Source organism: Achromobacter sp. JUb104 (genome assembly GCF_024806975.1).
In the GTDB taxonomy this organism is placed as follows: domain Bacteria; phylum Pseudomonadota; class Gammaproteobacteria; order Burkholderiales; family Burkholderiaceae_B; genus Achromobacter; species Achromobacter spanius.
On sequence record NZ_JANUEY010000003.1, the window covers coordinates 1,083,077 to 1,095,821 of the forward strand.

A 12,745-nucleotide genomic window follows, 5' to 3' on the forward strand; every position below is an offset into this window, starting at 1 on the left:
TTCTCCAGAGTTTCACTCGTTGTTAAATGCTTATTGGCCGCTTTCGGCATTGATGCGGCCTAGCGAAAACGCAAGCGTGGCGGCGCCGGTCATGGCCGCTGAATAGGCATCGGCCCGCGCACCACGCGCCGCCAGCAGCCCGTTGGCGGCCTCCGTGGCGGCGGTGACCGTACCCGCGCCCTGACGATACGCATCCAGCGCGGCGTCGTAGGTCACCAACGCCGCTGCCTCCAGGCTGACTGCTGCCTCATTGGCCTGCAAGGCGGATTCCAATGTAGTGGACGCCACCACGATTTGACGCATTGCCTCCATGCGTATCTTGGCCAGCGCGGCCTGAGAGGCCTGCACCCTGTCGTTCGCGTCCTGCAAACGCGCGCCGCGCAAGCCCCCGTCGAAAATCGGCAGGCTGATACCCACGATCACCCCGTTGGCGTTCGACTGGCCTGCCAGCACCGGCAAGTTGCCCACATCCAGGTTCCGGCTGCCCGCCGCCGCGAATCCCGCCAGATACACCTTAGGCAAAAAATCCGCCTTGGCGGCCTCCACCGAATGCTCGGCCGCCTTCAGTGCTGCCACGCTGGCCATCACGTCGGGACGGTCAGCCAACGCCTGGCGCAAGACTTCCTGGCTGGAGACATCCGTGGCGGGCGGCAATGGCCGTCGGGCCATGGGCGCCACGCGCAACGCCGCCGTGGGGTCCACGCCGATCGCCGCCGCCAGCGCCTGGTAGGCGTTGCGTTCCAGGCCGCGGGTGGTCACCACCCGCAAGCGTGCCTGCGCCACTAATTGGCGCACTTGCGCCAGTTCAATGGTGGTCGCCAGGCCATTGCGGCGCCGCGCCTCGACCGCAGCCAGAACGGCTTCGCTGTTGCCCAGGGAAGCTTGCGCGATCTCGTAGCGCTGACGCGCCGCATCATGTTCGTAATAAGCGTTCATGACGCTATAGATCAGCTTTTGATGCGCGCCGTTGTAGAGGAAATTTGCCCCCAGCGACAGACTGTGCGCGCTGTCGCGCAACGCGCTACGCTGCCCGAAGTCAAACAACAGCCATTGCAGCGTCGCCAACGGCACCACGCCACTGGAACGGGTATCCACGTGAAAACGCTGCCCAAGAATCTCGGGCAATTGATTGCGAGTCGACACGTAGCCGCCCACCACGTGCGCCGACAGCATCGGCAGGAACGTAGCATCCACAATGCCCACGGCCGACGCAGCCTGCCGTGCCTGGCTCCATGCCAGCCGGGTGTCGGGGCTGTTGCGCTGGGCAAGGTCAATAAGCTCGGGCAGATCGTATTCCCGGTCCTGCTGAAGCGGTGGCTGCGCCGCGGACGTGTTCGCATACCCGCCCACCCCGGCTCCTGACACGGCCAGCGCGCGCCATTCGGCAGGCGCGCCTGAAGACTGCCACTGCCGCTGCGCCGATGCGGGCGCGTTCTTGTCTCCCGTTGCCACGCATGCCGTCAGCATGGCCGGCCCCATGACGAAGAACATCCCACGTGCCATCGTGCGCAAAGCCACGTCGCCCCATCCTTCCATCTCATCGTCCTTCAATCAGTTGACTCAGATGCTCGATGCTCCCTACCCGCTCGGGAGCCGAACGCGCGACCGGCGGCCGTCGCGCGTTGGCCCGCTCGTCATTCGTCACCACGCGCGCTAACGTCTCCAACCTGACCGCAAGCGCGGGGTCCGAGACGGGAGGTTCAATCAACAATCGCATACACAGCGCCTGTACGGATTGCGTGACCGCAACGAGTTCGCGCAAGCGCTCACTGTCCAGCCGAAGTCCACGCGGCTCAAGCGCAGTCAAACCTAGAGCGCTGCGCACGCCCGCCAGGCGGCCCGCAACGACGCTGGCCTCGGCCACCGCCTTGTCCCGCCCGCCTTCGCCTAACCGCGCCATGCGCGCCAGGCCTTGCAGCGCCAGCCCGAGGTCGCCGCGCACCCGGTGACCGACACTGACCGGCCAGAGCTGCGTGAACACCACATACAGCACCACATTGCCAAGCAGAATTCCGATCACGCGATCCAAGGCGACAGACATGTCAATACTGGGACCGAACCCCTGCAGCACCGTCATCAAAAAGGCCAAGGCGATCTGTACGCCCGCATAGGCGACCCGCTCCGACCCGACCGCCACCCACGCCGCCACGAAGGACCCGGCGAACACCAGCAGCATCAGACTGCCCACGCTGCTCATATGCGGTATCAAGAACAGGATGGCCCCCACGCCCATTGCCGCTCCGATCAGGCAGCCGATGATGCGCAGCATGAGCTTTTGCGTGGTTTGCGCCACGGAGCCCAACGCCGCGACATAGCAGGTGATCATGGCGGTATGGATATCCTGCCAATCCAGCGCTGAATAGATCAGATAGCAGATCAGCGCCGCCGCCGTCGTCTTGACGGCGTAGCGCACGTGCTCCGGATTGCGCCACGCATCCGGCGACATAAAGGGTTCGGCGGGTTGCGCGGCGGGCGCCACGTCGGGTCCGCCGGCCATGGCCGATAGCGCCCGCCAAGCCTGCTCGGCAGCCGGACTGTCCGTGTCGGGAACCATGACGGCGGGCGCCGGCCGCCCGGCTGAAAGAGCCTGGCCGACCTCGCGCGTTCGCGCCGCCAGCTCCGCCCTCTGCTGGGGCTGCCCGCCCTCTCGCATCGCCAGCGCCGCGAACACCATGCGATAAGACTCCTGCAAGGCCACCCCCAGGCGGCGCGTCTCATCGCGGCGCGCCAGCGCCAGTCCTCGTAGCAGCCCCCAGCGCTTCATGGACTCTTCCTGCCCCTCTCCCATCATGTCGCGCAGGCGGGCGCGCTCTGCCCGTCCACCGCTTTCCAGATAGCGAGCAATGGCATCGAGTCGGTCGCGCAAAGTCCCCCGCAGCAGATCCAACGGCCGCCGTCCTACCGTCAGGCTGACGATGAGCACCAGGGCCATCGGCATGGAAGCCATCAACCAGGCGTAGAGGATGCCGCGAGTGGCTGCCTCGCCGAACGGCACATAACCTAGCAGCGTCATCGCAAAGGCAAGCACCAACGCGATGATCCCACCCAAGGGACCCAGCTTGCTGGCCGAGGCCAGGAAAAGCAGAAGTAGCGATGACAACGCCAACGTGACGATTCGCATGGGTGGCAGGTCCAGCGTCAGGTTGGTCAACACGACCAGCACCACCACGACGATCGCCACCAGCACCGACAAGGCCACCGCCAGCAGCGAGCTTTCCGCGGCATCTGGCTTCATGACGAAGAACACCAGGTAGCAACTGATCGCCGATTCTGGAATGCCGTAGATCATGGCGACCATCGCGGTCAACGCGCACACGAGCGCGATCCGCCAGGCCATCGCCGCCCTGCCCGGAAACGGCGCCAACAGGCTCAACCAGCTGTTATCAACAACGCTTTTCATGCTCGACCATCACGACTGCCGAGGCGCCAACCCGCATCAGCTCGGCCGGCGGGTCGTCGAGCTTGACCCTGACTGGAAAGCGCTGGCCCACGCGCACCCAGTTCAAGGATTTGGGCACATAGGGCAGGCGGCGAGGCAAATTGATCAGGTCTTCGTCGCTGACGCCCCAACCGGTCGACTCCACGACGCCCTTGAGCGCCTGGCGCCGGTCGGCCGCGGCGTACACGGTCGCACAATCGCCGGGTTTGATCGAGGGCAATTCGGTTTCGAGAAACGTCGCTGTCGCAAACCAGCGGGTCGTGTCGATCAGTGAGAACGCCGACTGTGCCGGAATCATGTAGTCGCCGACAGTGATTGACAGGCCGGCAACCCGGCCATCGAAAGGCGCCTTGACCTCGGTCTCGCGGAGCTGGCGTTCGGCGATGGCCAGCGCCGCGCGCCGCTCCGCCACCAACGCTTGCGCCCCCTTGGCGTTCCCGATCAGCGCTTGCGCGGCCGCCAGTTGCGCCTGGGCCTCCTTCAGGCTGGTCTGGGCATTGCGTTTGAGCGTAGCCGCTTCGTCCACCTGCTGCCGGGTCACATAGCCCTTGGGCAACAGCGCATTGAGCCGTTCCCACGTTTGCGCCGACAGTTGCGCATTGGCTTGCGCCCGGGCGACTTGCTCTGCCGCGATCGACGCATTGGAGTGCTCGGCCACAACGGAGCGGTCGCGCGAGCTCAACGCGGCCTCGGCCATTTGCAGGCCGGCCGCGGCCTGCTCAACCTGCAACCGATAGAACTCGGGATCGATCGAGAACAGTACCTGGCCTCGGCTTACCTGACTGTTTTCGCGCACGTTCAAGACCACGACGCGGCCCGGCACTGCCGCGGCGACACGCGCCACATCCGTAGTGAGCACCGCATCCTCGGACAGCGGCTTGGCGCCGATGCGGCCCACATACGCCAGGCCGGCCACAACGGCCAGCCCCACGATAAGAACGGCAAGCGCCACCGCGATGCGCCGCTGCTTCAGGACAGACTGTGTAGGGGGCATGATCAACGTGTGAAAAAGACGAGCGAAGTCAGGAACATCAGCGCGGCAGCCAGGCACAGATACACCAGCACGCGCCAAGGCAGCACCTCGTCGATGCCCCAGCGCACCAACAGCACCCGCGCAAGCGATGCGCCCACCATGCCGATCACGGCGCAAAGGATCCAAGCGGGAAAATACGAATCGAACACCGTGACGTACGGCGCGCTGCGCGGGGAGCAGCCCGCCAGCAAGCCAGTCGCGGCGGCAGGCCAATGCATCAGGAGTCGAGCCATGTTCCTTTTCTAGCGCCTTATATAGACTTACAGCCAATCGGGATTCGCGCTGGAGTGCTAGGGGCTAGCGCAGTTGCGCTTCATGCAAATCCAGCAAGCGGACCTGTTCGCGTGCCAATGCGTCTGAAATTCGGTGCGTGCGGGCCAGTTGGAACACGGCTTCCCGCGAGGCGGCTATCGCATCCAGCCGCAACTGCCGTTCAACCGCGGCCTGTTTGGCCAATGCTTCGGCCGACGCCCCGTCTGGCGCCTCCCCGGCCTGACGCCGCAACGTGGCCATCAAGCTATCGGCGACTTCCAGATACAGAGACGCCTGGTCTGGCTGCTCTGCGACGCGCTGCTTGGCGCCTTGCGCCACGCTGTCCAACGCCGCCTGAAGCATGGCTTCCTGCGCCAGCGAGGCCTCGCGCTGCACACGGCTGTTGGCCGGGAAGTGCAACCCGCGCATCAGGCCGGGAAGGGTCACACTGGCCAGCAACAGCGAAAACACAATCACCATGGCCGCCAGCGACACCGCCAGGTCCCTTGCGGGAAAAGGTGCCCCACTGTCCAGTGCGAAGGGCAGCGTCATGACTCCGGCCAGCGTCACCGCGCCGCGCACCCCCGCCACCGACACAGCCAGAATTACCCGCAAGCCGACCTCGGGCGTCGTCGCTCCGCGCCGCCGGGCGGCCATCGCACTGAGCTTGAGCGACACAGTCACCCAAAGCAGTCGGCAGAAGACCAGGCCCAGGCACACTACCAGGCCGTAGATTGGCAGCCAGTAAAGCGACTGGCCACCGGCCTCGCCCGCGGCGCGCGACAAGCCGGCCAGGATGGTGGGGAACTGCTCGCCCAACAACACGAAGATCATGCCGTTAAGCGTGAACTGCACCATATCCCAAACAGCCCGACGCTCCATGCGCGTGGCGGCAAGCGCCCGGCCTGAGAGCTCGGAATAGCTCATCATGACCCCGGCCGCGACCGCCGCCAGAATGCCGGAGGCATTGGCGTGCTCGGCAACGAAGTAGACAAAGAAGGGCGTCAACAGGCTTAGCAGCACCTCGGCGCCCGGCTCTTCCCCCAGCCTTCGCGTGACAAACGTCCTTATCCGCATGACCAGCCATGTCAGCCCGGCGCCGATCGACAGCCCGGCAATAGACACCCACAAAAAGGAAAGCGTCGCCTGCGACAGCGAAAACGTACCGGTCGCGGCCGCCGCCACGGCAAAGCGAAACGCAACCAGGCCGCTGGCGTCGTTGAACAACGCCTCGCCTTCCAAAATGGCCATCATGCGCCGCGGAATGTGGACCCGACGCGAGATCGCCTCGACCGCCACCGGATCGGTGGGCGAGACGATGGCCGCGATGGCGAACGCCACCGGCAAGGGCACCTCGGGGATCATCCAATGGATCAGACACCCCACGCCGATCACTGTCAGGAACACCAAACCGAACGCCAACTGCAGGATGGACGAAGATTCGCGCAGCACCGCCAGCTTGGACACCCGCCAGCCGTCCAGGAACAACAAGGGCGGAAGGAACAACAAAAAGAAAATGTCGGGTTCGATCAATACTCCGCGCTGAAACACGGCGGCGATCAAAAAACCCAGTGCAATCTGCACGAAGGGCAAAGGGACGGCAAGGGGAATCAGGCGAACCAGAACGCCACTGAGCAAGACGGCGACCAGCATCGCCATGACCACAGTAAAAGTCCCCAATGTTTACTCCCAAAAGCGGACACCGTCGGTGCTGACGATGCGACCTTACTCTTGCCAAGACCGCCACGCAATGTCAGACGTTGTAATACAACCTCGCTTGCGCGGATAAGCGGGACGCCTAACGCAAGCGAGCCTTCCTGAAGGCCAGCACGGCGTTGTTGCCCCCCATGCCGAACGAATTGCTTATCGCTGCCTCCAGCTCCGGCAATGGCCTTGCGGCGTCTGGCACATAATCCAGGTCGCACTGATCATCGCCGGCTTCGAAAAACAGCGTGGGTGGCACCACCGCCTGCTGTACGGACAAAGCGGTGACCGCCGCCTCAATGGCGCCGGCGGCGCCGATTGTATGCCCCAAAGCGCCCTTGATGCTGCTAACGGGCACGGCGCCCACCCGATCGCCGAATACACGCTTGATGGCGGTGGTTTCGATGCGGTCGCCCACATAGGTCCCCGTACCGTGCGCATTGATGTATCCGATATCGCTGGGCGTCAATCCCGCATCTGCCAAACATCGGGCCATGGCCAGAGCCTGCCCGACATCGTCGGGCCGCAACGGGTGCGTGCCGTCATTGCTGACGCCATAGCCCACCACCTCGGCAATCGCCACGGCATTGCGCACGCGCGCATGCGCTTCCGATTCAAGCACCAGCATGGCCGCGCCTTCCGCCAACGCGAACCCGGTACGCCGGGCACTGAATGGGCGGCAACCGCCCGCGCTGGCATCATCTGTCATATCCGCGCACAGCACATGCAGCTGCTTCCACGCCCTGAGGATGATCTCAGTCAGCATGGATTCCGTCCCGCCCGCGATGGCCACATCCAGGTAGCCGTCGCGGATCCGCCGAAATGCTTCGCCGATGGCTACGGCCCCGGCCGAACAGGCCGTGGCGTATGTCTGCGCCTCGGCCGTGGACCTCAAGGTCTGGGCGATTTGCGCGGCAGCGGCGTTGGGCATGACGGACGGCACCACCAGGAACGTATGCCGGGGTGCAAGGCCATGATGGATTTCGACGGCTTCAGTCAAGGAAGATACGCCCCCGATCCCGGTTCCGACGAACACGCCGCATTCTCGTTGCTGGTCCGTGGTGAGCGCCGCATCGGCCAAAGCACGGCCGGCCGCATACTGCGCCAGTAACGCAACCCGGTCCATGGACCGAAGTTGACTGGGCGTGGCGTCAACGACGAGCGGCTCGCGGATGACGCCAACCTGTTTGTCGACCGCAGCATCCGGATGCTTGCCAACGCCGCAGCGGCCAGCGAGGAGCGCATCGAATGTTCCTGCCGCTGTGTCGCCCAGCGGCGAGACCATGCCGATGGCGGTGATGAAGACTCTTCTACGTGGCATCGTGGGCTCCCGAGTCTAGCGCTTGCGGCTCAGCCGCCGCAGGAGGCATGGATTCAAGGGAAGAACCCGCCTCTTTTTTCGCAGTTTCGATGCGCGCGATGACCGAGTGCATATAGGCCATCAGACCATTCAGGTCTTCAGGGAACGCATTCGTAATTTCCTGGGGCTTATAGGCGCCACCCGTGGGCAGCATGTCGTCGGTAGTGATATGAAACTCTGTTTCTATCTCCAGCAGGATCTCCAGAACGAGGATGGAGTCGAAATCACTTATCACTTGTGAAAAAAGCTTGCCCTCGATCAGTGCGTCGCGATTGCAGCGGCCAATCGACGAGACGATCGTCGCCAGCTTCTTCCGAAGCTGGGCGTCACTTGGCAAGGGAGGAATATCAGGCAGGGTTAGCACTGCAACACCATCACTTTGTATCTCTATTAACTCGCGTGGGATTATCTTGATGCACCGAATGACATACGGCTCCTGCCAGGCCCGCCTGAAAGCTGCAAACTAACCAAAAGTGAGGATTTGCGGTTACCGTTGTCGCGCGAAGCCCTTTTCTACAATGGTGTCAGCTGTATGTAAAGGTCACAGTCGCTGTAGACTTGAACGTTCCAGCGTTGACCATACCACCTACGCGTAGATACGACGCGCCGAATTTAAAGGACCACGTCGATGTCGGCTTTGCTCCGATTGCGGTGCCACGATTAGCATCGGTGTTATTAAACGTCGCCGCACGATGTTGGCCGATGGCCGGGTCATAAAGCCACAACCGAATCCCAACACCTTTTGCGCCATTGGGCTCCTGGTTTAATAATGCGCCCGGATAAGTCGCGCCCGCCATGTAACCCGACGAGAGCCTTACTGTGGGCGACACCTGACTGGCTGCGGAGCAAGCTACCTGTAACTCGGTCTCGAATATCTTTTTCTCACCCAGGCCGGCGTTCAGATCCACAACACTCACGTCGCCCAGGCTGAGAACCAGATTCCCGGGGTTCTTTACGGTACAGGTCGGTGTACTAACGTGGATATTTCGCTCCAGTCCCACTCTGAATAGGCTCGGCATCCCACTTATCGCCGCCGAAACCGACGCGGCACCGTAAACTCTATTCGCATAGATAGTTCCGGGCTTAATCACTTCACCAGTTGCCACAAAATCTATTCGCGTCCGGTAGTTTCCCCGCGCGCTTGATGAAAAAGGAAATACTAACGCCCCCAGTGCGTATGGATTACTAAACTGTTGCGGCGCCGCCAACTCCTCACCACCGCCGATGTAATAATATACACGGTAGCCGATACCCTGGAGGCCGGTGGCGTAGCTGCGTGACGCCGAATCATAAGCACCGCTGCCAGTGAAGGATTCCATGGTACCCGGCGGGCAATTATAGAGTGGTGCGGCTAATCCTTGTGACTCTCCTTCCAGCGTTTGATAGGTTCGCTCGGAAGTTGAGAACAATACGTCGCCGCGGATCGCAGACGTGGGCAATGGCTGCTCAGTCCGAATGGGCGAGAGCATGTAATTGTTGCTGACAGACAAGTAAGCCAGATACTTGTTTCCTTTACTGGTCGTCCCACCGCTGTTCACTGTACATGCCACTGCCCGCGTATCCAAGGGGCCGGCGCTCGCACCCGAAAATATGCTGCTAATGAAGACCGTCAAGCTTAAAGCCAATGTCGAGGACACACGAGTCATAATTGGCGGCAAGCGGCAACCCGCCGCGCGGTAGAGGCCTGTGATTAGTTGCATACCAACTCCTTTTCCACTTCCTCCGACCTCCAATCATTCGCGGATACATCAACTACAAACGCACAGTGCCGCTCCAGTTGGAGGCCCCACTTAACCGTAAAGCGACTGGCCCCTTGAAGGCCAGTCAGCCACGCACGACCTACGGGTCCCACGACTCCGCGTTGCTCTCCTTCCTCATCGTAGATGGCGGCGCCGAAAGGCAGATTCTGGTCATCCGACGCGCGTAATGTCACGATAAGTCGGTGTCCGATTGCTGTGTCAAAGCGCGCCACCGCGATGGCTCCCCGCGTCGGTACGACAGTACGCACGTTCTGTTTGATCGTGGCAGATTGATCGTCATGGCTGGGCGTGAGTGAAATGCGGTTCTCACGGTACGGACTTGCGTAGGGAATCAGCGCCCGCCCCGAACTGTCGGTACGCACGCCAGGATAGGAGTCCACTTGGACCCCGACTGCCCCGGGCGCGTCGACTACAATGGCCGTGTCGCCGAGCGATTGCCCCAAAAGAACACCCTTCCTGTCCACCACGAAGGCGCCGCTGAAATCGAGGTTAGTGTTGGAGTTACGGCGCGAATAGGCATGGCTCAGGTTTCCTTGGCCCGCCGTCGAGGCATAGCCGACTGACGCGTAGGCGTGGGAGCCGTTATCACCGCCGCCCCTGCTTACCCCCGCCTGCAAAGCATAGGTCGCCGAATAATCGTCGTTCAAGGCGCCGCTCAGATTGACATCTTGGCTGCTTCCTTGCCCAGAACTGCGGTTCATTGAATAGCTCGCCGTGTGGGAGGCACCCAACGGCACGCTCAATGTAAACATGACGGTGGATTGCCCTACCTGCCAGGGACCCTTGTTCATGCCAACGTTCACGGAATAGCCCACCCTACCGAATGCGCTCGAGAACCCAAACTGCGCGTACGACGCTTTGCGCGAGATATTCCGATAACCAACGCCGAAATAGTTGAACGACAAAGACCCAAAATTGCCGATCCGCTGCGACAGCGATAGCTGAAATTCATGCTGGCGCATGTACCGGTCAAAGATACCGCTCGCAGTACGATCGCGGATGGAATCATCCAAGCTGCGAAAACCATTCGAGTTATAGCGATAGGCAGCCAGCGTGAAATCGGTGCCACTGCCCGGGAAAGACTTCGCGTACTGAATGCGGGCCGCCGTGCCCACCAACACATTACCATCGGCCTGACGTGAGCGTGAGCTAGTTGTATCCACTGATACCGCACCCAGGGACTCCATGTTCATAGCCACACCCACCGCGCCGGCATGATAACCACGCTGTGCGCTCGTCCAGCCGCCGAATGCCGTCAACCCGTACGGCAGGCCATAGGCAAGTGTGATCTGACCCAAGATGGGCTTATCTTCGCCATAGTTCGGTCGATACTGTCCCGCTGCGAAGTTGTAGTTCCAAATGCCCTCTCGCATCATTGCAGGCAACTCGGAAAACGGCTGAAAGAACCGCGTCGTGCGGCCACCAAGTTCTTCGACTTCGACCTGCAGGTCGCCCGCTCCCGGCGTTGAATACAAGTCATCGATGAGGAATGGGCCCGCCGCCACGAAAGTAGAATAAATGACATGTCCGTTCTGCCGAATGGTAACCTTGGCATTGCCGGGGGCGACTCCTCGTACGACAGGAGCATATCCACGCATGCTATCGGGCAGCATGCCTTCATCGGATCGCAATTGAACGCCGCGAAGCCGGGTCGACGTGAATACGTTACCCGAAGTCGAGCCATCACCTACGCGGAGCCAGCCGCGCCATTCGGCTAAGTCACGCTCGGCGTAAAAATCGCTCCAGTCCCATTTGGATGCACCTTCGCTTTGAAAATACGTGCCGTTCGCGCGCAGTCGCCAAGCGTCTATATTGAGTCCATTGCGTAAGCTGACAAAACTGCTGCGGTTGCTAGACCTATCGACACTTCCGGAGCCGCGCAGGTCGTTGTACGAGACACGGTAGGACGACCAGAACGCCGTCTCACCCCAATCCCAAAGATCTCGCGATACCACACCCCGAGCGTTGCGGGCTAGCGCAGCTTGCGGCACAGAAAGAACCAACACGTTTTTGTCGGCATCGAAAGAAGCCAAAGCTGATGGAAGGCGCTCCAGGCGCCGCGTGCAGTCGGCATCTTCCGCCTGCGCCAGCAGCGAGAACGCGATCATATTGATCCCAATCTCTTCCAGTAAAGACGCGGGTAGACACGGCTGCGCGTCCTCCTTGTCACGCACCTTCAGAAACTCGATCTCCTTCACGCCATGGATCTCGCTGTTCACGCGCAACAAAACGGCCTTCATTCCAGGCAGCACCCGGTTCGAAAATGCGAACACCGACAAATCCACTTCGTCTTGGTTTTTACCCCTGTGCAGAAAGCTGTTATCGAATGCCGTCGCTGTTGCCGGCGATCGGGCTGCACATATGGACCGGTCTCCCGTTACGCCTAAGACGGCCGCCGCACCCATTAGCAAGTAGCGATGCAGCAGCCTACGCCTAGCTATCACCTGCCACCTCCCGCCGCAATCTCGGCGGTTTCGGGCACCCCCGCTTCGCCAGCGGAGATTACGGGCCACGCTTCAATGACGCCGTAATCGTTCACCACCTGCGGAGTAACACTTACTGCATCTGCGGGGCATTTCTCGAGCGGTATGAAAGTCGTGGCGAACGGTTTGGCGACGACCCCTTTGGCGAGGTCTTCAGGCTCCCCCGGCACTTCGATACGAGCAAGGTTCACGTTGTAGGCCGACGTGTTGTGAATCGCCAAACGGCAGTTCTTGCCGTCGCGAGCCCAATACCATTTAGACTGCTCGGCTCCGCGGGGCAGCTTTTGAATAGCTTCGGGGCGATAGAAGAGCTTTATACGCGTGCGCGTGGCCAACGTCAGGCTATTGTCAGACGCGTCCGATTTTTGTGGAATTTCCAGAACGTTGATCCAATAGTACGACTCGCGATCCTTCGGGAAATGTTCGCCGACACGTGTGATATTCAGGCTACGTTCGCTAGATGGATCGAAGCGGCTTAACGGAGGTGTAATGAAAAATGGCGTCTCCATTTCCTCGCTATCTCCGTCGATCCAAGCCTGTACAACGAATGGCGCATTCGTCAGGTTTCGGGCAAAGACCGCAACGTTTCGATCTTTCTCGTTCATTACTGCGCGAGTACTGGACAACTGGATGGCTGCAGTGGCGGACCCACCAGCGAACACACAGAAAACCGCCACACAAGTTCGTAGGCTTAATTTTAAATACATGGTCAGA

The 12,745-nt window shown here is 61.3% G+C and carries 10 protein-coding genes; all 10 read right to left on the bottom strand.

The features are described from left to right. Window positions 1–30: 30 nt before the first annotated feature. The gene (locus tag M2361_RS25305) at window positions 31–1,551 is read right to left on the bottom strand and encodes a TolC family protein (RefSeq protein WP_259252535.1); all 1,521 of its coding nucleotides are present in this window, start codon (window positions 1,549–1,551) and stop codon (window positions 31–33) included. Next, complete coding sequence (locus M2361_RS25310) at window positions 1,538–3,373, bottom strand: FUSC family protein (protein ID WP_259252536.1); 1,836 nt, start codon at window positions 3,371–3,373, stop codon at window positions 1,538–1,540. The genes M2361_RS25305 and M2361_RS25310 overlap by 14 nt, the downstream gene beginning before the upstream one ends. 10 nt (window positions 3,374–3,383) lie before the next feature. Then, window positions 3,384–4,433, bottom strand: coding sequence for a multidrug transporter subunit MdtN (gene mdtN, locus M2361_RS25315; RefSeq protein WP_259252537.1), 1,050 nt, complete (start codon window positions 4,431–4,433; stop codon window positions 3,384–3,386). Window positions 4,434–4,435: 2 nt separating this feature from the next. Beyond that, window positions 4,436–4,705, bottom strand: a complete 270-nt coding sequence (locus M2361_RS25320; RefSeq protein WP_259252538.1) for a YtcA family lipoprotein — start codon at window positions 4,703–4,705, stop codon at window positions 4,436–4,438. Between the two features lie 64 nt (window positions 4,706–4,769). Next, on the bottom strand, window positions 4,770–6,404 hold the full coding sequence (locus tag M2361_RS25325) for a Na+/H+ antiporter (protein ID WP_404976443.1): 1,635 nt from the start codon (window positions 6,402–6,404) through the stop codon (window positions 4,770–4,772). A gap of 118 nt (window positions 6,405–6,522) precedes the next feature. Then, the gene (locus M2361_RS25330; protein ID WP_259252539.1) at window positions 6,523–7,749 is read right to left on the bottom strand and encodes a beta-ketoacyl synthase; all 1,227 of its coding nucleotides are present in this window, start codon (window positions 7,747–7,749) and stop codon (window positions 6,523–6,525) included. Further along, window positions 7,739–8,152, bottom strand: coding sequence for an acyl carrier protein (locus M2361_RS25335; RefSeq protein ID WP_259252540.1), 414 nt, complete (start codon window positions 8,150–8,152; stop codon window positions 7,739–7,741). Before M2361_RS25335 ends, M2361_RS25330 begins: the two co-directional genes overlap by 11 nt. Window positions 8,153–8,312: 160 nt before the next feature. Next, window positions 8,313–9,488: a fimbrial protein gene (locus M2361_RS25340; protein WP_259252541.1), complete on the bottom strand. Its 1,176-nt coding sequence runs from the start codon at window positions 9,486–9,488 to the stop codon at window positions 8,313–8,315. Then, window positions 9,479–11,953: a fimbria/pilus outer membrane usher protein gene (locus M2361_RS25345; RefSeq protein WP_404976444.1), complete on the bottom strand. Its 2,475-nt coding sequence runs from the start codon at window positions 11,951–11,953 to the stop codon at window positions 9,479–9,481. Before M2361_RS25345 ends, M2361_RS25340 begins: the two co-directional genes overlap by 10 nt. A gap of 35 nt (window positions 11,954–11,988) precedes the next feature. Beyond that, window positions 11,989–12,738: a molecular chaperone gene (locus M2361_RS25350; RefSeq protein WP_259252672.1), complete on the bottom strand. Its 750-nt coding sequence runs from the start codon at window positions 12,736–12,738 to the stop codon at window positions 11,989–11,991. Between the last annotated feature and the right edge of the window lie 7 nt (window positions 12,739–12,745).